The 18823-nt window shown below is 73.4% G+C and carries 16 protein-coding genes, 1 tRNA gene and 1 pseudogene; 8 read left to right on the forward strand and 10 right to left on the reverse strand.

The window, feature by feature from the left end; all coding sequences use genetic code 11:
• Window positions 1-68 precede the first annotated feature (68 nt).
• Window positions 69-248 (reverse strand): annotated as a pseudogene (locus ABZW03_RS19500) (hypothetical protein); the annotation flags it as partial.
• Window positions 249-267: 19 nt separating this feature from the next.
• Window positions 268-1020: an SOS response-associated peptidase gene (locus tag ABZW03_RS19505; protein ID WP_355259451.1), complete on the reverse strand. Its 753-nt coding sequence runs from the start codon at window positions 1018-1020 to the stop codon at window positions 268-270.
• Between the two features lie 150 nt (window positions 1021-1170).
• On the opposite strand from ABZW03_RS19505, the gene ABZW03_RS19510 reads away from it, so the two are divergent.
• The 5 genes from ABZW03_RS19510 (at window position 1171) to hisN (ending at window position 5690) form a co-directional block, all read left to right on the forward strand.
• Window positions 1171-1896 (forward strand): M50 family metallopeptidase, encoded by a 726-nt coding sequence (locus ABZW03_RS19510; RefSeq protein ID WP_355259454.1) that lies wholly within the window; start codon window positions 1171-1173, stop codon window positions 1894-1896.
• A gap of 114 nt (window positions 1897-2010) precedes the next feature.
• Window positions 2011-3351, forward strand: coding sequence for a 3-phosphoshikimate 1-carboxyvinyltransferase (gene aroA / locus ABZW03_RS19515; protein WP_355259457.1), 1341 nt, complete (start codon window positions 2011-2013; stop codon window positions 3349-3351).
• A 15-nt stretch (window positions 3352-3366) separates the two neighbouring features.
• Window positions 3367-4419, forward strand: coding sequence for a ribosome small subunit-dependent GTPase A (gene rsgA, locus ABZW03_RS19520; protein WP_355259460.1), 1053 nt, complete (start codon window positions 3367-3369; stop codon window positions 4417-4419).
• Between the two features lie 116 nt (window positions 4420-4535).
• A complete protein-coding gene (locus tag ABZW03_RS19525; protein ID WP_355259463.1) occupies window positions 4536-4859 on the forward strand; it encodes a multidrug efflux SMR transporter in 324 nt (107 codons plus the stop codon).
• 33 nt (window positions 4860-4892) lie between these two features.
• Window positions 4893-5690, forward strand: coding sequence for a histidinol-phosphatase (gene hisN / locus ABZW03_RS19530; RefSeq protein ID WP_355259466.1), 798 nt, complete (start codon window positions 4893-4895; stop codon window positions 5688-5690).
• Window positions 5691-5768: 78 nt separating this feature from the next.
• Here hisN and ABZW03_RS19535 read toward each other — a convergent pair whose 3' ends face one another.
• A complete protein-coding gene (locus tag ABZW03_RS19535; protein WP_355259469.1) occupies window positions 5769-7244 on the reverse strand; it encodes a catalase in 1476 nt (491 codons plus the stop codon).
• Window positions 7245-7348: 104 nt separating this feature from the next.
• On the opposite strand from ABZW03_RS19535, the gene ABZW03_RS19540 reads away from it, so the two are divergent.
• A complete protein-coding gene (locus ABZW03_RS19540) occupies window positions 7349-7762 on the forward strand; it encodes a Fur family transcriptional regulator (RefSeq protein ID WP_355259472.1) in 414 nt (137 codons plus the stop codon).
• Window positions 7763-7821: 59 nt separating this feature from the next.
• Here the strand turns inward: ABZW03_RS19540 and ABZW03_RS19545 are convergent, their stop codons facing one another.
• The 3 genes from ABZW03_RS19545 to ABZW03_RS19555 all read right to left on the reverse strand — a co-directional run bounded on the left by ABZW03_RS19545 (window position 7822) and on the right by ABZW03_RS19555 (window position 13250).
• A complete protein-coding gene (locus ABZW03_RS19545; protein WP_355259475.1) occupies window positions 7822-9789 on the reverse strand; it encodes a tetratricopeptide repeat protein in 1968 nt (655 codons plus the stop codon).
• Between the two features lie 366 nt (window positions 9790-10155).
• Window positions 10156-10229, reverse strand: a tRNA-Met gene (locus tag ABZW03_RS19550).
• A 63-nt stretch (window positions 10230-10292) separates the two neighbouring features.
• Window positions 10293-13250 (reverse strand): UPF0182 family protein, encoded by a 2958-nt coding sequence (locus tag ABZW03_RS19555; RefSeq protein ID WP_355259478.1) that lies wholly within the window; start codon window positions 13248-13250, stop codon window positions 10293-10295.
• Window positions 13251-13483: 233 nt separating this feature from the next.
• On the opposite strand from ABZW03_RS19555, the gene ABZW03_RS19560 reads away from it, so the two are divergent.
• Window positions 13484-14056, forward strand: coding sequence for a PPA1309 family protein (locus ABZW03_RS19560; protein WP_355259481.1), 573 nt, complete (start codon window positions 13484-13486; stop codon window positions 14054-14056).
• 52 nt (window positions 14057-14108) lie between these two features.
• Here ABZW03_RS19560 and ABZW03_RS19565 read toward each other — a convergent pair whose 3' ends face one another.
• From ABZW03_RS19565 to ABZW03_RS19580, 4 genes are all read right to left on the reverse strand, one after another.
• The gene (locus ABZW03_RS19565; protein WP_355259484.1) at window positions 14109-15224 is read right to left on the reverse strand and encodes a PDZ domain-containing protein; all 1116 of its coding nucleotides are present in this window, start codon (window positions 15222-15224) and stop codon (window positions 14109-14111) included.
• Between the two features lie 42 nt (window positions 15225-15266).
• Window positions 15267-15440: a hypothetical protein gene (locus ABZW03_RS19570; RefSeq protein ID WP_234348548.1), complete on the reverse strand. Its 174-nt coding sequence runs from the start codon at window positions 15438-15440 to the stop codon at window positions 15267-15269.
• Between the two features lie 238 nt (window positions 15441-15678).
• Window positions 15679-16119 (reverse strand): molybdenum cofactor biosynthesis protein MoaE, encoded by a 441-nt coding sequence (locus ABZW03_RS19575; RefSeq protein ID WP_355259487.1) that lies wholly within the window; start codon window positions 16117-16119, stop codon window positions 15679-15681.
• Between the two features lie 163 nt (window positions 16120-16282).
• On the reverse strand, window positions 16283-17431 hold the full coding sequence (locus ABZW03_RS19580) for an NAD-dependent epimerase/dehydratase family protein (protein ID WP_355259489.1): 1149 nt from the start codon (window positions 17429-17431) through the stop codon (window positions 16283-16285).
• Between the two features lie 199 nt (window positions 17432-17630).
• Here ABZW03_RS19580 and ABZW03_RS19585 point away from each other — a divergent pair.
• The coding region (locus tag ABZW03_RS19585) for a zinc-dependent metalloprotease (protein ID WP_355259492.1) at window positions 17631-18823 on the forward strand (1193 nt) is incomplete at its 3' end.

Raw genomic sequence — 18823 nt, forward strand, 5'->3', positions numbered from 1 at the left:
GGCTACGTCCGGCCGGGCGGCCTGGCGCAGGACCTGCCCCCGGGGGCTCCGGACCAGATCCGCGAGGGCGCCACCAGGTCGCGGGCCTCGATCCCGCCGCCCGCGCCGTGGCCGAGCGCCAGCACGGCCCGGGGCTCCGCGGCCCGGTGGTAGCTGATCCGGGCCTCCCCGGCCTCGGTGGGGACCAGTTCGGTGGGGACCGGTTCGGTCGGGACCGGTTCGGTGGGGACCGGTTCGGTGGTGCTCATCGCGGCGACTCCAGGAGGTTCAGAACAGGGTGGTCTCGTACTCGACCTCGGTCCACGGCTCCTTGAGCTCCGGGCCGTTGTTGCGGATGCTGCCGACCGCCGGCGACACCGGGGTGGCCAGCAGCGCGCCCGGCGGCGGGGGCACCAGCAGCCGGCGCAGCGCGTCCGGGTCGGTCAGCCGCGGGTCCAGCCACTCGTCCCAGTCCCGCCGGTCCAGGAACAGCGGCATCCGCTCGTGGATCGGCGCCAGCGCCTCCTCGGCGTCCGTGGTGACGACGGTGAACGTCACCAGCCAGGCCTCCGGGTGCCCGGCCGGCACCGCCCGGTCGCGCCAGAACTCGTACAGCCCGGCCAGCGCCAGCGGGGCGCCGTCCGCCCGGGAGACGAAGTACGGCTTCTTGCGCGCCTTGCCGCGCTCGCCCGGCACCGTCTGCCACTCGTAGTAGCCGTCCACCGGCAGGATGCACCGGCGCGCGGCGAAGGCCTGCCGGTACGAGGGCTTCTCGTGCACCGTGTCCGACCGGGCGTTGATCATCTTCACCGCCGTCTCGGCGGAGTTCGACCACTGCGGCACCAGCCCCCAGCGCAGCACCCGCAGCTGCCGCACCGGCCGCGGCTCCTCCCGGCCCAACCGCTCCAGCACCACGAAGGCGCTGTTCGTCGGCGCGACGTTCCAGTTCGGGGCCAGGGTCTCCGCCGGATCCCAGTGCTCGACGCCGAACAGCTCGACGACGTCCTCGGGCTTGCTGCTGGCTGCGAACCGACCGCACATGCGGGCCAGCTTGCCATGCCGCCGCACTCCGGGACCTCCCCGGCCCCGGACCAGAACCGACCGCCCCCGCCCAACCGTCCCCGCATGGGAGGCTGCCCCGAACGGCCCAACGCGACGGCCCAGTGCGGCGGACGGAGGCAGGAGACACCGATGAACGCGAACCAGCACACCTTCGGCGACCTGTGGAACCAGGTGACCGGCACCCAGACCGCCCCGCCCGGCTGGCTGGTGCTGGCCACCGGCGCCGCCGCCCTGCTCACCGTCCTGGCCCGGCCGCTCTGGCACGTCGCCCGCAACGCCGTGACCATCGCCCACGAGGGCGGCCACGGCCTGGCCGCCCTCGCCACCCGGCGCAAGCTGGCCGGCATCCGGCTGCACTCGGACACCTCCGGGCTCACCCTCTCCTACGGCCGCCCCACCGGCCCCGGCATGGTCCTCACCGCCGCCGCCGGCTACACCGCCCCCGCCCTGCTCGGCCTCGGCTGCGCCGCCCTGCTCGCCGCCGACCGGATCACCCTGCTGCTCTGGCTGGCGATCGCGCTGCTGCTCGCCCTGCTCGTGCGCATCCGCAACGCCTTCGGCTTCCTGTCCGTGCTGGTCGCCGGCGGCGCCTTCTTCACGGTCTCCTGGTTCGGCAGCGCCGAGGTCCAGGCCGGCTTCGCCTACCTCGGCTGCTGGTTCCTGCTCTTCGGCGCCGTCCGGCCCGTCCTGGAGCTCCAGCACCAGCGCCGGACCGGCTGGGCCCGCGACTCCGACGCCGACCAGCTCGCCCGGCTCACCCACGTCCCCGCCCTCGCCTGGGTCACCGTCTTCCTGCTCGTCGCCCTCGCCTGCCTCGCCCTCGGCGCCGCCTGGCTCCTCCAGCCGCTGGCCTAGCCCCACCCGCCCGAGCCGAAGGGCCGCGCCGGCACCGGGTCCGAGCGCCCCGGAGGCGAGCGAGCGAATCACAGTCCGCCCGAACCGTTCCCGTACGGCCCCTAGACTTGCCCCATGACCGAGACCCTGTGGCCCGCCCCCGTCGCGACCAGCCCCGTCGACGCCACCGTCACCATCCCCGGCTCCAAGTCGGTCACCAACCGGGCCCTGGTGCTGGCGGCACTCGCCGACGGGCCGGGCTGGGTGCGCCGCCCGCTGCGCAGCCGCGACTCCCAGCTGATGGCCGACGGCCTGCGCGCCCTCGGGGTCACCATCGAGGAGAAGGTCAACAACGACTCCGGCGGCACCGGCGGCGGCGAGGCCTGGCGGGTCATCCCCGCCCCCGCGCTGCTCGGCCCCGCCTCCATCGACGTCGGCAACGCCGGCACCGTGATGCGCTTCCTGCCCCCGCTCGCCGTCCTCGCCGACGGCCCGGTGCACTTCGACGGCGACCCGCGCTGCTACGAGCGCCCCCAGCACGGCGTGATCGACGCCCTGCGCGCGCTCGGCGCCCGGATCGAGGACGGCGGCCGCGGCGCCTTCCCGCTCACCGTGCACGGCACCGGCTCGCTGGACGGCGGCCCGGTCGAGCTGGACGCCTCCTCCTCGTCCCAGTTCGTCTCCGCCCTGCTGCTCTCCGGCGCCCGCTACCACCACGGCATCGAGGTCCGCCACGTCGGCGGCCCGGTCCCGTCGCTGCCGCACATCCGGATGACCGTGGAGATGCTGCGCAAGGCCGGCGCCCAGGTCGACGCCCCCGAGGACGGCGGCGAGAAGGACGTCTGGCGGGTCACCCCCGGCGCCCTGCTCGGCCGCGACCTGGTGGTCGAGCCGGACCTCTCCAACGCCGCGCCGTTCTTCGCCGCCGCCCTGGTCACCGGCGGCCGGGTCACCGTGCGGGACTGGCCCCGGCACACCACCCAGCCCGGTGACCAGCTGCGCGAGATCTACACCCGGATGGGTGGCGCCTGCGAGTTCACCGACGAGGGCCTCCAGTTCACCGGCACCGGCCGGATCCACGGCATCGAGGCCGACCTGCACGACGTCGGCGAGCTCACCCCGGTGATCGCCGCCGTCGCCGCGCTCGCCGACTCCGAGTCCCACCTGTACGGCATCGCCCACCTGCGCCTGCACGAGACCGACCGGCTCGCCGCGCTCGCCAAGGAGATCAACGACCTGGGCGGCGACGTCACCGAGACCGAGGACGGCCTGCGGATCCGCCCGCGCCCGCTGCGCGGCGGTGTCTTCCACACCTACGAGGACCACCGCCTCGCCACCGCCGCGGCCGTGCTCGGCCTCGCCGTGCCCGGCGTGGAGGTCGAGAACGTGGCCACCACCGCCAAGACCCTGCCCGACTTCCCGGGGATGTGGGCCGAACTGCTCGGCGAAGCGGCGGAAGCGGCGGCGGGCGTCTGAGCGGAGACTGAGCACATGCGCCGCTACGGCAAGGACGCCGACGAGGACGACATCCGCAACCGCCCGGCCCGCCGGGGCTCCCGGCCGCGGACCAGGATCCGGCCCAAGCACGAGGACGCCGCCGAGGCGATGGTGCTGACCGTCGACCGCGGCCGGATCACCTGCCTGGTCGACCCGGGGACGAAGCAGGAGCGCGAGGTCGTCGCCATGAAGGCCCGCGAGCTGGGCCGCAAGGGCGTCGTCGTCGGCGACGTGGTCAGCCTGGTCGGCGACCTCTCCGGGGACGCCGACACCCTGGCCCGGATCGTCCGGGTGGAGGAGCGCAGCTCGGTGCTGCGGCGCACCGCGGACGACGACGACCCGTACGAGCGGATCGTGGTCGCCAACGCCGAGCAGCTGGCCATCGTCACCGCCCTGGCCGACCCGGAACCGCGCCCCCGGCTGATCGACCGCTGCCTGGTGGCGGCGTACGACGCGGGCATGGAGCCGCTGCTGGTGCTCACCAAGTCCGACCTCGCCCCGGCCTCGACGCTGCTGGACTCGTACGCCTCGCTGGGCATCACCTACGTGGTCACCCGCCGCGACGAGCTGGAGACCACCGGCGCGGAGGCCGTCCGCGAGCACCTGCGCGGCCTGTCCACGGTGTTCATCGGCCACTCCGGCGTCGGGAAGACCACCCTGGTCAACGCGCTCGTGCCGGACCGCCAGCGGCAGACCGGGCACGTCAACGCGGTCACCGGCCGCGGCCGGCACACCACCGTCTCCGCCCTGGCGCTGCGGCTGCCCCCGCCGCCCGGCGCCAAGCCGGGCTCGAAGAAGGCGCTGAACCCCGGCTGGGTGATCGACACGCCCGGCTTCCGCTCCTTCGGCCTCTCGCACATCGACCCGTCCCGGGTCATCCACGCCTTCCCCGACCTGGAGCCCGGCACCGTCGACTGCCCGCGCGCGTGCAGCCACGACGAGCCGGACTGCGCGCTGGACGCCTGGGTCGCGGACGGCCACGCCGAGGCCGCCCGGCTCTACTCGCTGCGCCGCCTGCTGGCCAGCAAGGAGGGCGAGGCGGACTAGGGTCCGTCTTCCCCTGGGTTGGTGGCCCGTTCGAGGTGTCGGAGCGGGCTCGCCTGGCGATCATAGGAAAGTCGGGCCGTATCCGGTCCGACCGTCGATCGACAGGGAGGGCACGGATGGCATGGGCCCTGGTGGTCCTGGCCGGCCTGCTGGAGACCGGCTTCGCGATCAACCTCAAGCTCAGTGAGGGCTTCACCAGGCTCTGGCCCACCATCAGCTTCTGCGTGTTCGCCCTCGGCAGCTTCGGCCTGCTCACCCTCTCCCTGAAGAGCCTGCCGGTCGGCCCCGCCTACGCGGTGTGGACGGGCATCGGCGCGGCCGGCACCGCGATCTACGGCATGGTCTTCCTGGACGAGACCAGCTCGGTGCTCAAGCTGGTGTCGATCTCGCTGGTGATCGCGGGCGTCATCGGCCTCCAGCTGAGCGGCACGGCCCACTGAGCCAGGGGCTCCGGCTGGGCTAGGGTTTCGGGCATGGCCGATTACCACGACGACCTCCGACTCGCCCATGTCCTCGCCGACTCGGCCGACTCGGTCACCCTGGAGCGCTTCCGCGCCCTCGACCTGAAGATCGAGACCAAGCCCGACCTCACCCCGGTGAGCGACGCCGACAAGGCCGCCGAGGAGCTGGTGCGCAGCGTGCTGCAGCGCGCCCGCCCGCGCGACGCCGTCCTCGGCGAGGAGTTCGGCCTGCAGGGCTCGGGCCCGCGCCGCTGGGTGATCGACCCGATCGACGGCACCAAGAACTACATCCGCGGCGTCCCGGTCTGGGCCACCCTGATCGCCCTGCTGGAGGACGGCCCGGACGGCGTCGAGCGCCCGGTGGTCGGCATCGTCTCCGCGCCCGCGCTCCAGCGCCGCTGGTGGGCGGCCAAGGGCCTGGGCGCGTTCGGCGGCCGCAGCCTGGCCAAGGCCTCCCGGCTGCACGTCTCCGGCGTCTCCCGGATCGAGGACGCGTCCTTCTCCTACTCCTCGCTCACCGGCTGGGAGGAGCGCGGGCGCCTCGACCCGTTCCTGGACCTCACCCGGGCCTGCTGGCGCACCCGCGCCTACGGCGACTTCTGGTCCTACATGATGGTCGCCGAGGGCGCCGTCGACATCGCCGCCGAGCCCGAGCTGTCGCTGTGGGACATGGCGGCCAACTGCATCATCGTGGAGGAGGCCGGCGGCCGCTTCACCGGCCTGGACGGCGTGCCCGGCCCGGGCGGCGCCGACGCCGTCGCCTCGAACGGCCTGCTGCACGAGGAGGCCCTGCGCCGGCTCTCGGTCTGATCCGTCCCGGGCGCGTCATGGTGCGGCCCCCTCGACCGGTGGGAGCCGGTCGAGGGGGCCGCCGCTTCACCGGTCCGCCTACTGCTTGCGCAGCTCCCGGACCGCCGCGTCCAGCCGCTGCCCGAAGTCGGCGTCGGCCTTGCGGAAGTTGTCCACCGCCCGCTCCACGATGTCCTCGCGGTCGGCGGAGACCTTGGCTATGAAGCCCGCCAGGTTGCCGATCAGGCGCTGCTTCTCCTCCTCGGAGAACAGCCGGTACAGGTCGCCGGCCTGCACGAAGTCGTCGTCCTCGGCGTGCGAGGGCGCGACGTGGGTGCCGGTGGCACCGTCGACGGCGGTCGCGGCCCACAGCGGACGGCCGGTCTGCACCGGGCCGCCGAAGCTGTTCGGCTCGTAGTTCTTCCGGCGGCCGTGGCGCCCGTCGTACAGGTAGCCGTCCCGGCCGTAGTTCTCGGCCTCGGTGGCGTGCGGGCGGTTCACCGGCAGGTGGTCGGCGTTGATGCCGACCCGGTAGCGGTGGGCGTCTGCGTACGAGAACAGGCGGCCCTGGAGCATCTTGTCCGGGGACGGGCCGATGCCGGGCACGAAGTGCGCCGGGGAGAAGATCGACTGCTCGACCTCGGCGAAGACGTTGTCGGGGTTGCGGTTGAGCTCCAGCTTCCCGATCTCGATCGGCGGGTAGTCGGCGTGCGGCCAGACCTTGGTCAGGTCGAAGGGGTTGAAGCGGTAGTCCGCCGCGTCGGCCGCCGGCATGATCTGGACCTGGACCGTCCAGCTGGGGAACTCGCCGCGCTCGATCGACTCGCGCAGGTCGCGCTGGTGGCTGTCCGGGTCCTCGCCGGCCAGGGTGTTGGCCTCGGCCTGGGTGAGGTTGCGGATGCCCTGGTCGGTCTTGAAGTGGTACTTCACCCAGAAGTGCTCGCCGGCCTCGTTCTGCCACTGGTAGGTGTGCGAGCCGTAGCCGTTCATGTGCCGGTACGAGGCCGGGATGCCGCGGTCGCCGAACAGCCAGGTCACCTGGTGGGTGGCCTCGGGCGACAGGCCCCAGAAGTCCCAGACGTTGTCCGCCTCCTGCGAGCCGGTGTACGGGTCGCGCTTCTGGGTGTGGATGAAGTCGGGGAACTTGATGGCGTCCTTGATGAAGAACACCGGGGTGTTGTTGCCGACGAGGTCGTAGTTGCCCTCCTCGGTGTAGAACTTCAGCGCGAAGCCGCGCGGGTCGCGCACCGCGTCGGCCGCGCCGAGGTTGCCGGCCACGGTGGAGAAGCGGGCGAAGACCTCGGTCTGCTTGCCGATCCCGGACAGGAACGCCGCCCTGGTCCAGGGCGTCACGTCGGCGGTCACGGTGAAGGTGCCGTACGCGCCGGCGCCGCGGGCGTGCACCACGCGCTCCGGGATGCGCTCGCGGTTGAAGCGCGCGAGCTTCTCGAACAGCAGCTGGTCCTGGATGAGCGCCGGGCCCCCGACGCCCGCCGTCTCGGTGTTCTGGTTGTCGGCGACGGGGGCACCCGCCTCCGTGGTCAGGGTCGGGCGCAGCTCGTCCTGGGTCGTCATGGGAGTGCCTCCGCGGTATCCGGTCTTGATGACACGATCCTAACTTGGACTTTGTCCAAGTCAACACTGGAACCAATCTCAGAGCCTGACCTACTCTGGATGGCATGAGCGACCTGCTGGAGAGACTGCGCGCGAGAGGCTGGCGGCTGACCTCGCAGCGCCGCGTCGTGGCCGAGGTCCTGGACGGCGAGCACGTCCACCTCACCGCGGACGAGGTGCACGCCCGCGCGACGGCCCGCCTGCCGGAGATCAGCCGCGCCACCGTCTACAACACCCTCGGCGAACTCGTCGGCCTCGGCGAGGTCCTGGAGGTCGCCACGGACGGCCGCGCCAAGCGCTACGACCCCAACGCGCACCGCGCCCACCAGCACCTGGTCTGCTCGGGCTGCGGCGCGATCCGCGACGTCCACCCGCAGGGCGACCCGCTCGCCGCCCTCCCCGCCGCCGAGCGCTTCGGCTTCACGATCACCGCCGCCGAGGTCACCTACCGCGGCCTGTGCCCGAACTGCCGCCCCTGACCGGGACCTTCACCCGCCGACCCGACCAGGGCGTCGAACCGGCGCCCCCGGCCGGGGAGTTACGCGCTCAGCTCCGCGTTCAGCGCGCCCAGCAGCCGCCCGGCCCGCTCCGCCACCTCGGCCGGCCCGGAGTCGATCGCCCGCCGGCACCAGTTCTCCGCCTGCATCGGCTCCCCCCGGCGCAGCGCCAGCAGCGCCAGGCGCAGCGCCGCCCGGCCGTGCCCGGCGTCCGCGGCCCGGGTGTACCAGAGCATCGCCTCCGCCTCGCTGTCCTGCCGGGCCAGCAGCAGCCCCAGGTTGAACGCCGCGCTGCGACTGCCCGCCTCGGCCGCCCGCCGGTACCAGCTCTCGGCGATCTCCAGCGCCCCGCGCTCGGCCGCCCGCACACCCATCCGCACCTGCGCCCGGCGGTGCCCGGCGTCGGCCGCCACCGCGTACCAGTGCTCGGCCTCGGCGTCCGCGTCCCCGCGCCGGTCCAGCACCGAGGCCAGCCGGAACGCGCCCTCGGCCGAACCGCCCGCCGCCGCCTGCCGGTAGCGCTCCAGCGCCCCGGCCAGGTTGCCGCGCTGCTCCTGGACCACCGCGAGCTGCAGGGCCGCCTCGCCGTGCCCCTCGGCCGCGGCCCGCGCGTACCACTCGTGGGCCTGCCGCTGCTCCCCGCGCCCGGCGTGCAGCACCCCGAGGTTGAAGGCGCCGTCCACACTGCCGGCCTCGGCCGCCTTGGAGAACCACGGCTGGGCGCCGGACTCGTCGCCGCGCTGCAGCAGCACCACCGCCAGCGCGTTGCAGGCCTCCCGGTGCCCGGCGTACGCGGCCCGGCGGTACCACTGCTCGGCCTGCTGCTCGCGGCCGGTGCCGGCGCAGAGCAGGCCCAGGTTGAAGGCGCCGTTCTGGTCGCCCGCGTCCAGTGCGGCGCGGTACCAGCGCTCGGCCGCGGCGGCCTCGCCGCGGCTCGCGTGCAGCGCGCCCAGCGCGTTGGCGGCGTTGCCGTCCCCGGCCTCGGCGGCCTCCTGCCACCACTCGGCGGCGGCCGCGAGGTCCCCGGAGTCGCGCAGCAGGAAGCCCAGCGCGCAGGCCGCGCGCGGCTCCCCGTTCTGCGCGGCCTGCCGGTACCAGCGGGCCGCCTCGTCCAGCAGCGACCGGTCGGTGCGGGCCCGCTCCTCCAGCAGCACGCCCAGCCGCAGCGCGGCGCGGGCGTGGCTGCGGGCGGCCGCGGTGCGGTACCAGGTCTCGGCGGTCTCCTTGTCCCCGGCGGCCTCGCGCATCCGGGCCAGCCGGTAGGAGGCCTCCCGGTGCCCGGCGTCGGCGGACACCTTGAACCAGCGCTCGGCGCGCACGTCCCGCCGGTGCTCCATCAGGTCGCCCAGGGCGTAGGCGCCCAGCGGGTGGCCGTGGTCGGCGGCGAAGTGCAGCCAGTACTCGGCGGCCTCCTCCTCGCCCTGGTCGCGCAGCTGCAGCCCGAGCGCGTGCGCGGCCGGCGCGCTGCCGGCCACCGCCGCCTGGCGCCACCACTGGCCGGCCTCGGCCCGGTGGCCCTGCTGGTGCAGCAGCACGCCGAGGTTGTTGGCGGCGGCGCGCACCCCGGCCGCCGCGGCGGCGCGCAGGTAGGGCTCGGCGTCCTCCAGCTCCCCGCGGCGCAGCAGCAGGGTGCCGAGCCGGCAGGCGGCGTCCGGGTCCCCGCCGTCGGCGGCCTGCCGGTGGCGGGCCTCCAGAGCGGCGGACTCGCGGGCGGCGAGGGCGGTCTCGAAGCTGGTCGCGTCCAGGCCGGCCGGGTCGAGCGCGGCGCCGGCGGCCGGCTCCCCGCCGGGCTGCTCCCCGTACGCGCCGACGGCGGCGGCGAACTGACGGGTCGACACGTGGACCAGGCTGTCCGGCCCGTAGCCCGGGGCCGGGGGGCGCTCGGACAGTCCGCTGGTGCGCTGGGCGGGCAGGGCCCCGGGGCGGCTGGCGGTGCTCTCCGCCCAGGCGTCGGTGTCCGCCTCGGCGGCCGCCGAGGACTTGGCGCCTGACTTGCCGATCAGCCTCATGCCGACTCCCGCTCCCCCAGAGTGTCGCGGCATCGTGCCCCGGCCCGCGGCCGGGGGGACTCCCAGGAGAGGCGCCGGACCCGACGGCCGGTCAGCAGCCGCGCACCGTCCCCCATGTGTCCCATCGTCGCATCACCCAGTACCCGCGTACACCTGCCCCGGCCGAATTCCGGCGGGGCCGACCCGAAGCCGACGAAATTGCTTCGGCGCTTTGTCGATTTCCCGACACTTCAACCCCACAAACCCCGCTGCCGTCCCTCTTGGCGACGGTCGATAGTACCGGAGCGGTTCCCGCCGCTTCCGGAGGAGAACGGCGCGGGAAACACCAGAGGCCCGGAGGAAGATCCTCCGGGCCTCTGGCCTTTGTAGCGGGGACAGGATTTGAACCTGCGACCTCTGGGTTATGAGCCCAGCGAGCTACCGAGCTGCTCCACCCCGCGTCGGTAGTTGAACCCTAGCACGGACGCGGGGTGGAACGGAAAACGGTTGCCGCAGCTCAGCGGCTACGGCTGCGGACTCGGCGATCCGCCGCCGGTGGCCCCCGGGGCGGGAGTGCCGGTCGGGGCCGGCGCCGGGCTGCCGCCGCCGGCCGCCGAGATGGCCTTCAGCGCGTCGCCGAGCGCCTTCTGGGCATTGCCGTAGGCCACCCAGTCGCCGTTTTTGATCGCGGCCTGGCTGTCGTTGTACGCCTTCTGCGCGTCCGAGATCGCCTTCTGGAGCTCCGGCGAGATCGTCCCGCCCGGCGCCGGCGTGGCGGGCGCCGTCGGGGTGGTCGGAGCCGTCCCGGTGCCCGGCGTGGACGGCACGGTCGGGGTGGTCGCCGGCGGCGCCCCGCCGAACACCTTCTTCAGCGCGGCCTCCAGGGTGTCCTCGAACGCCACGTTGTCGTCCCCGTACACCGCCAGGACCTTCTGCATCGTCGGGTACTTGGCCCCGCGGCCGCGCACGTACACCGGCTCGATGTTGAGCAGCCCGCCGCCGACCGGCAGGGTCAGCAGGTTCCCGTACTCCAGCTCGGCGTCCCCGCCGCTCTTCAGCGCGAAGATCTGCGAGGCCACCTCCTGGCGGGAGTTGAACTTCGACTGCACCAGGCCGGGGCCGGGGGCGCCGCTCTCGCCCGTCATCTTCAGGATGCGGATCTTCCCGTAGTCGTCCCCCGGGTCCGCGTTGACGGCCATGAAGGCCGCCAGGTTGGGCCGCTGGTTGGGCACGAAGGTGCTGGTGAGCGAGAAGCTCGCGGCGCCGGTGTCCGGCATCCGCACCGTCACGTAGTACGGCGGCTGGACCTGCTTGGTGTCGCTGGTCGGGTCCACCGGGACCTGCCAGATGTCACTGCCGTTGAAGAAGGAGTTGGCGTCGGTGACGTGGTACTGGCCGAGCAGGTCGCGCTGCACCTTGAACATGTCCTGCGGGTAGCGCAGGTGCGGCAGCAGCGTCCGCGGGATGTCCGCCTTCGCCTCGACGGTGCCCGGGAAGGCCTTCATCCAGGTCTTCAGGACCGGGTCCTTCTCGTCCCACTGGTAGAGCTTCACCTCGCCGGTGTAGGCGTCCACCGTGGCCTTGACCGAGTTGCGGATGTAGTTGACCTGGTTGGCGGCGCTCAGCAGCTCACCGCGCTGGTTGGTCAGCGAGTCCTTGGTGGCGGCGCCCAGCGTCGTCTTCGAGGAGAACGGGAAGCCGTCCGAGGTGGTGTAGCCGTCCAGCACCCACAGCACCCGGCCGTCCTGCACCACCGGGTACGGGTCGGCGTCGATCGACAGCCACGGCGCGACCTTCTCCACCCGCTCCTTCGGCGTCCGGTTGTAGATCACCTTGGCGCCGTCGCTGATCGCCCCCGCGTAGAGGATCTGCGGCTCGGCGAAGCGCACCGCGTACGCGGCCCGGGTCAGCGGGTTGTCCAGCGAGACCCCGCTGCCGCCGGTGTAGGTGTACTCGGCGTTCTGGCCGGTCTTGGGATCGGTGTAGTCGATCTCCTTGTTCGCGCCGCCGACGATCGAGTACGTGGTGGTCTTCTCGCCGTAGTAGATCCGCTGCTGGTAGTCGCCCAGGTTGCCGGTGGCCGGCAGGCCCGACTCGGTGAACACCGGCTGGCCCTTGTCGTCGACCTGGTTGCCCTTGGCGACCACCGCGCCGTAGCCGTGGGTGTACTTGAAGTGGTCGTTGATCCAGTTGCGCTGCACGCCGTTGAGGTCCAGCTCGCGCAGGCCGATCACGCTGTCCTGCTTGCCCTGCCCGGTGCCGTAGCGGTCCACGTCCAGCGTGGTCGGGAAGGCGTAGTAGTTGCGCTGCTGCTCCAGCGACTGGAACGCCGGCGAGACCACGTTCGGGTCCAGCAGCCGGATGTCCCCGACGGTCTGCGCGTCCGGCGCGAGCGCCTCGGGGCTGGTGGTGCCCTGCGGGGTGTACTGGGTGGTCTGCGCGTCCGCGATCCCGTACGCCTGGCGGGTGGCGTCGATGTTCTTCTGGATGTACGGCGTCTCCTTGGCCTGCTCGTTCGGCTTGACCTGGAACTGCTGCACGATCGCCGGGTACAGCCCGCCGATCAGCACCGCCGACAGCACCATCAGCCCCAGGCCGATCAGGGCCGGGGCCCAGGTGCGGCGGATCGGGGTCAGGAAGAACAGCACCGCGCAGATGATCGCGACGAAGAACAGGATGGTCTTGGCCGGCAGGAACGCGTTGGCGTCCACGTAGCGCAGACCGGTCCAGCCGGACACGCCCTTGTAGGAGCCGGTCTTCACCGCCAGCCCGTACCGGTCCAGCCAGTACGCGACGGCCTTCAGCAGCACGAACACGCCCAGCAGCACCGCCAGGTGCCCCTGCGCGCCCGCGCTCGCCCGGCGGCCCGGGCCCTGCAGCCGCAGCCCGCCGTACAGGTAGTGCACCAGCGCCGAGGTCAGCAGCGAGACGATCACCGCGCTGAACGCGAAGCCCAGCACGAACTCGTAGAACGGCAGGTCGAAGGCGTAGAACGAGACGTCCATGCCGAACTGCGAGTCCTTCTCACCGAAGGAGGTCGAGTTCGTCCACATCAGCCAGGTCCGCCACTGGCCGGAGGCCGCGGCACCGGCCACCAGGCCGATCACCAGCGAGATGCCGACCAGCGCCCAGCGCTTGAACGGCGCCAAGCCGGCCCGGTAGCGGTCGAGGCTCTGCTGCTCCACCGACATCGCCGACAGCGGCGGCCGCAGCCGGTGCGCCAGCCAGATGTTGAAGCCGACGATCACCGCCATCAGCAGGCCGAACACCGCGAACAGGCCGATCTTCGTCCACAGCTGGGTGGTGAACACCGAGGAGAAGTGGACCGACCTGAACCACAGCCAGTCCGTCCAGAAGCCCGCGAACATGACGAACAGCAGGAAGAGCACCGCGAGCACGCCCAGGGTCAGCAGGGCCACCCGCGCCCGCCGGGAGGGCGGGCCTACCCTGCGCCGGAAACCCGGCCCTGAGCGTTCGGGCATCTGGAAGACCACGGTGGCACCTCGGCTGTGTCGTCTGAATGGGGTCGGTCGTCAGAGAAACTTAACCAGGCTTTGGCCGAGTTCCCACCGTTAGCAGACGGTTACGACGCCCGACCGCCGCCGGCCGTCCCCGCCGCGGCTCCCGCCGCCCGGCCGGCCGCCTCCCGGCGAACCGCCCGGCGAGCGCGAACCGCCCGGCGAGCGCGGCCCGCCCGGCGTGTGAGGATTGAGGCATGTCCGACGCGTCTTCTCAGAACAACTCCCCCGACGACGTCTCCACGCTCCCGGCCGCCACCCCGCTGACCCGGGCCGCGCTGGAGATCGACGAGTACGCCGCCACCCTCGGCTGGGACCTCCCGGCCCGGCTGTTCGCCCTGGTGGACAGCGCCGCCCTGCGCAAGGCCAACCCGAAGATCGCCAAGCAGCTCGGCCTCGCCGAGGGCGACGAGGCCGGCCTGACCCCGATCGAGCAGGACGAGCTGCCGGCCGGCATGGAGCTCGACAAGTTCCTCGGCACCATCGCCTGGCCCGACTCGGTGGCCGGCTGCGCCCTGGTCGTCGAGCGCCTGATGCTGCCGCCGGGCGCCGAGCAGTCCCGCCCGCGCGGGGCCAGCGACGCCCAGCTCGCCGAGTGGGTGGCCAACCACCCCAAGCGCGAGGAGGTGCGGATCACCGCCGCGGTGCTCCGCGACGGCAAGAAGGAGATCGCCCTGCGGCTGCGGTCCAAGGACGTCGCCCGCGAGGTGCTGACCGGCCCCGACCTGGTGCCCGGCCTGACCGACGCGCTGCTGGCGACCTTCGCCTGACGCCCTCGCCCGGCGGCGGCCGCCCGGCCGCTGTTCGGCGGCTACTCGGTGGCTACTTGGCAGGGGCGGCGCAGGACGGCAGCGCGGAGGTCTGCCCGGAGCGGACCTGCTCCAGCGACTTCAGCGCGCCGTCCAGCGTCTCCGCCTTGATCAGGGTCAGCCCGGACGGGACGTTCTTGCTCGCCTCGGCGCAGTTCGAGGACGGGGTGAAGAAGTACTCGGCCCCGGCGTCCCGGGCGGCGATCAGCTTCATCGAGATGCCGCCGATCGGGCCGACCTTGCCGTCGTCGTCGATGGTCCCGGTGCCGGCCACGAACTTGCCGCCGGTGAGGTCGCCGCCCGGGGTCAGCTTGTCGATGATGCCGAGCGAGAACATCAGGCCGGCGCTCGGGCCGCCGACGTCCTGCAGGCCGATGTCGATCTGGAACGGGTAGGTGTGCCGGATCCCGGTGCCGATGCCCACCACCGCGAGCTCGGCCCGCTCGGCCGGGGCCTTCGGGTCGAGGTCCTTGGCCCGTACGGTCGGGACGGCGACGTCGGTCCTCCCGCCGGCCGCGGCGGCGCCGTTCGCGTCCTTGACCCGCGGCACGACGGTGAAGACCGCCGACTCGCCCGGCTTGTGCTTGGTGACGGCCGCGACCACCTGCTCGACCGAGCCGACCGGCGTGCCGTCCACCGCCACGATCTGGTCGCCCGCGTGCAGCCGGCCCTCGGCCGGGGCGCCCGCGGTGACCGACTTCACGATCAGCTCGCTGCCGACCGGGATGCCCAGCTGCTTGAGCGCCGCGGTGCGGGCGCTGTCCTCGGAGGAGGCGAACTCCTCGGCGTTCTGCTTCTTGGCCTCCGCGTCCGACTGCCCCTTGGGGTAGACGTTGTCGTGCGGCACCACCAGCACGTCGTCCCGCAGCCAGCCGACCACCGCGTTGACCAGGCTGGGCTCGTACTTGGCCCCGGTGACCTGGACGGTGGTCATGTTGAGGTGACCGCTCGTCGGGTACGACTCGTGCCCGCTGATGCTGATCACCGGCTTGCCGCCCTGGCTGCCGAGCGTGTTGTACGTCGGCCCCGGGCTCATCTCCGTGTACGGCACCTTCATCAGCACCGAGACGCAGAGCAGCGCTATGAGCAGCAGGGTGGCAGCGAGCATCGTCGCGGAGCGGCGTGGCATGCCTCGACAGTACGGGACGCGCCGGAAAGGACGCCCGCCGGGCTACCTGCCGGAGCCCTCACCGGGGGCGGCCGCGCCCGCGGTGGTGCGTTCCATGGCGGCCATGAAGCGCCGGTGCTCGGCGAGTGAGGCCGGGTCACCGGTGGCCCGCGGGGCCCGCTGGGCCCACCCCGCCCAGAGGGCGGCGACCAGGACGGCGACAACCGGAATGATCAACCAGGCGAGCACACCCATACCAGTACTCCCAGCTCGTCGTGTCTATGAGCAGATTAACCACTCCGGCGGACAACGCGGCCGGCGCCGTCCGGGTTACGGGACGGCCGATCGGCTCACTTCCAGGGAGTATTCGGAGCGCCGCCGCGGACCCGTTGGAGTGAGGCCCCGGCGCGCCTGACCGGACGGACGCGCGAACCGTGCCCGTCGGTTCCGGCGCACCGCCGTTCCGCGGCCGCCGTCAGCAGCCGCCGGCGCCGACCCACTCCTCCTCGCCGTCGGAGAAGACCTGGTGCTTCCAGATCGGCACCTCGTGCTTGAGGTCGTCGATCAGTCGGCGGGCAGCCGCGAAGGCCTCGCCGCGGTGGGCGCAGGAGACGGCGACGATCACCGCCTTGTCGGTGATCTCCAGCCGGCCCACCCGGTGGACCGCGGCGAGCGCCCGGACCGGGAAGTCCGCGACCACCTTCTCGGCGATCCGGCGCATCTCCTGCTCGGCGGTGGGGTGGCAGCTGTACTCCAGCGCGGCGACGGACTTGCCGCCGTCGTGGTCCCGGACCGTCCCGACGAAGACGGTGGTGCCGCCGGCCGCGTCGTCGCCGACCGCCTCGTACACCTCGTCCAGCGAGAGCGGGGTGTCGCGGACGGCGAGCAGCCGGATGGGGTCGTGGTTCTCGGACATGCCCCCATGATTGCCCATCCGGGACGGTGCGGGGCAAGTTCTTTCCGCATCACGACGGGGGAATTTCGCATCGTGAGAAGTGCCGCCTGTCGACCGATCCACGCGGCCGATCGAACCGGCGGCCGGACCGGCCTTACGTAACCGGCCGAACAGCTCCGGCCGGTCAGAACCGCCGCCGCTTGCGGGCCCGGCGCACCAGCGCCGCCGTACCGACCAGCGCCACCGTCGCCCCGGCCGCGCCCAGACTGGTCGCCGCCTCCTTGCCGCCCAGCCGGCGCCCGGCCACCGCGTGCTTGCCGGACACCTGCTCCAGCAGCTCGGCCAGCACCTGCTCGTTGGTGTGCGCCGGACGCCAGCCCGCCTCGTGCAGCCGGCTGCCGGACACCACCCAGGGGTACATCGTGTACGCCAGGTCCCCGGCCGGGGCCGGGGTCAGGCCCAGCCGGTGCAGCCGGGCCGCGGTGCCGAGCGCCAGCGAGGCCGGCAGCTCCATCCGCCGGATCCCGGACAGCCGCTCGACGTCCTCCTGCTCCAGCCAGCCGTCGCAGCCGACCGTCACCTCGCCCTCGACCAGGCCCAGCGCCGCGTACTCCAGCGCCGCCGCCAGGTCGTCCACGTGGCAGAACTGCCAGCACGGCCGGGAGCCGGCCACCACCAGCAGCCGGGGCGCCTCGAAGTGCCGGGTCAGCACGGTGTCCACGCCGGGGCCCACCACCACGGCCGGGCGCAGCACCGTCACCTGCAGGCCCGGGTGGGCGCGCGGCGCCCGGCGGGCCAGCCGCTCGATCTCCAGCAGGTCCCCGACCAGCGAGGCCTCCTCGGTGGCCCGCAGCTCGGAGTCCTCCGCCAGCGGCACCTCGTTGTCGGCCAGCGCGCCGTAGACCATCGCCGAGGTGCACAGCACCACCCGGTTCACCCCGGCGGCCGCGGCCGCGGTCAGCACCGTCTGGGCGCCGCGCACGTTGTAGGCGCTGCGGGCCCGGGCGTCGGACTCCATGCCGAAGTCCATCGCCAGGTGCACCACCACGTCGACGCCGGCCAGCCGCTCGGCCACCGCCGGGTCGCGCACGTCGAGCACCCGCCAGTGCACGCCCGGCACGTCACCGCGCCGGTCGTCCACCGCGAGGACCTTCCGCACGTGCGGGGAGGCCACCAACCGGGCGGCGACCCGCTCTCCGAGGACGCCCGCGGCACCGGTGACCGCCACGGTCAGCGGCCGTCCGCCGTAGGCTGGAGGCGGCGACGCCGTGGTGTCCGACGCGTCCTCTCCTCCGGTCAGCCCAGAGCGAACGTCCGAGGGCGGGGAACTCACCGGCCATCCTCCACGGTTAGCTTTATGTGCGTACGGACGTGTGTCACGTACGTCCATCCTGCCCGAGGCGAAGGCCCGGCGGTGCACCCGGCGCGGGCCTGCCGCGCGGGAGCCGCCTCCGAGTTCCCCGCTCCGCCGCCGCCCCGGGCGCAGACTTTCCCGCCACACCCGCATGACGGCCGACCGGATCGAGGACCCCGTGAGCGACCTTCCCTTCGGATTCGGCGTTCCGCCCGAGGAGCCCGAGGACGGCAAGGCCAAGCCCGACGACGCGCAGAAGAAGAAGGACCAGGAGCAGTCCGGCAGCGGCCCGCAGCCCTTCGGCTTCGGTGGCGGCAACCCCTTCGGCGCGATCTTCGGCATGCCCGGCGCCCCGGGCGGCCCCGGCGGCGCCGGTGCCGACAACCCCTTCGCCGCGATGTTCGGCGGCATGAACCCGGGCGACCTCGGCGCCGCGTTCCAGCAGCTCGGCCAGATGCTCTCGTTCGAGGGCGGCCCGGTGAACTGGGACCTCGCCAAGAACATCGCCCGCCAGACCGTGGTCGCCGAGCCCGCCGAGGGCAAGAGCAAGGACCGCTCGGTCAGCGCGGCCGAGCGCTCCGCCGTCGCCGAGGCCGTCCGCCTGGCCGACCTGTGGCTCGACGGCTCCACCGAGTTCCCGTCCGGCGCCGGCACGGCCGTCGCCTGGAGCCGCGCCGAGTGGATCGAGGCCACCCTCCCGGTCTGGAAGGACCTGGTGGACCCGGTCGCCGAGCGGGTCGGCAACGCCATGGGCGGCGTCCTGCCCGAGGAGATGCAGGCCATGGCCGGCCCGCTGATGGGCATGATGCGCTCGATGGGCGGCGCCATGTTCGGCACCCAGATCGGCCAGGCGCTCGGCGCGCTCGCCGGCGAGGTGGTCGGCTCCGCGGACGTCGGCCTGCCGCTCGCCCCGGCCGGCAAGGCCGCGCTGCTGCCGCAGAACGTCGCCGAGTTCGGCGAGGGCCTGAGCGTGCCCGCCGACGAGGTCCGGCTCTACCTCGCCCTGCGCGAGGCCGCCCACCAGCGGCTCTTCGCCCACGTGCCGTGGCTGCGGGCCCACCTGCTGGGCGCCGTCGAGGCCTACGCCCGCGGTATCAAGGTCGACACCTCGCGGATGGAGGAGCTGGTCGGCCAGCTCGACCCGAGCAACCCGGAGGCGCTCCAGGAGGCGCTGGCCGGCGGCCTGCTCCAGCCCGAGGACACCCCCGAGCAGAAGGCCGCGCTCGCCCGCCTGGAGACGGCGCTCGCGCTGGTCGAAGGCTGGGTCGACGCCGTCGTGCACGCCGCCGCCGAGCCGCACCTGCCGCAGGCCGGCGCGCTGCGCGAGACCGTCCGCCGCCGCCGCGCGGCCAGCGGGCCCGCCGAGCAGAC

The sequence above is a fragment of the Kitasatospora sp. NPDC004799 genome, from assembly GCF_040609095.1.
Classification (GTDB): Bacteria; Actinomycetota; Actinomycetes; order Streptomycetales; family Streptomycetaceae; genus Kitasatospora.

What these genes read in the sequence shown, in the direction of transcription:
- ABZW03_RS19505 (WP_355259451.1), bottom strand. Translation starts at nt 1,020, where the DNA reads ATGTGCGGTCGGTTCGCAGCCAGCAGCAAGCCCGAGGACGTCGTCGAG.
- ABZW03_RS19510 (WP_355259454.1), top strand. Translation starts at nt 1,171, where the DNA reads ATGAACGCGAACCAGCACACCTTCGGCGACCTGTGGAACCAGGTGACC.
- aroA (WP_355259457.1), top strand. Translation starts at nt 2,011, where the DNA reads ATGACCGAGACCCTGTGGCCCGCCCCCGTCGCGACCAGCCCCGTCGAC.
- rsgA (WP_355259460.1), top strand. Translation starts at nt 3,367, where the DNA reads ATGCGCCGCTACGGCAAGGACGCCGACGAGGACGACATCCGCAACCGC.
- ABZW03_RS19525 (WP_355259463.1), top strand. Translation starts at nt 4,536, where the DNA reads ATGGCATGGGCCCTGGTGGTCCTGGCCGGCCTGCTGGAGACCGGCTTC.
- hisN (WP_355259466.1), top strand. Translation starts at nt 4,893, where the DNA reads ATGGCCGATTACCACGACGACCTCCGACTCGCCCATGTCCTCGCCGAC.
- ABZW03_RS19535 (WP_355259469.1), bottom strand. Translation starts at nt 7,244, where the DNA reads ATGACGACCCAGGACGAGCTGCGCCCGACCCTGACCACGGAGGCGGGT.
- ABZW03_RS19540 (WP_355259472.1), top strand. Translation starts at nt 7,349, where the DNA reads ATGAGCGACCTGCTGGAGAGACTGCGCGCGAGAGGCTGGCGGCTGACC.
- ABZW03_RS19545 (WP_355259475.1), bottom strand. Translation starts at nt 9,789, where the DNA reads ATGAGGCTGATCGGCAAGTCAGGCGCCAAGTCCTCGGCGGCCGCCGAG.
- ABZW03_RS19555 (WP_355259478.1), bottom strand. Translation starts at nt 13,250, where the DNA reads ATGCCCGAACGCTCAGGGCCGGGTTTCCGGCGCAGGGTAGGCCCGCCC.
- ABZW03_RS19560 (WP_355259481.1), top strand. Translation starts at nt 13,484, where the DNA reads ATGTCCGACGCGTCTTCTCAGAACAACTCCCCCGACGACGTCTCCACG.
- ABZW03_RS19565 (WP_355259484.1), bottom strand. Translation starts at nt 15,224, where the DNA reads ATGCCACGCCGCTCCGCGACGATGCTCGCTGCCACCCTGCTGCTCATA.
- ABZW03_RS19575 (WP_355259487.1), bottom strand. Translation starts at nt 16,119, where the DNA reads ATGTCCGAGAACCACGACCCCATCCGGCTGCTCGCCGTCCGCGACACC.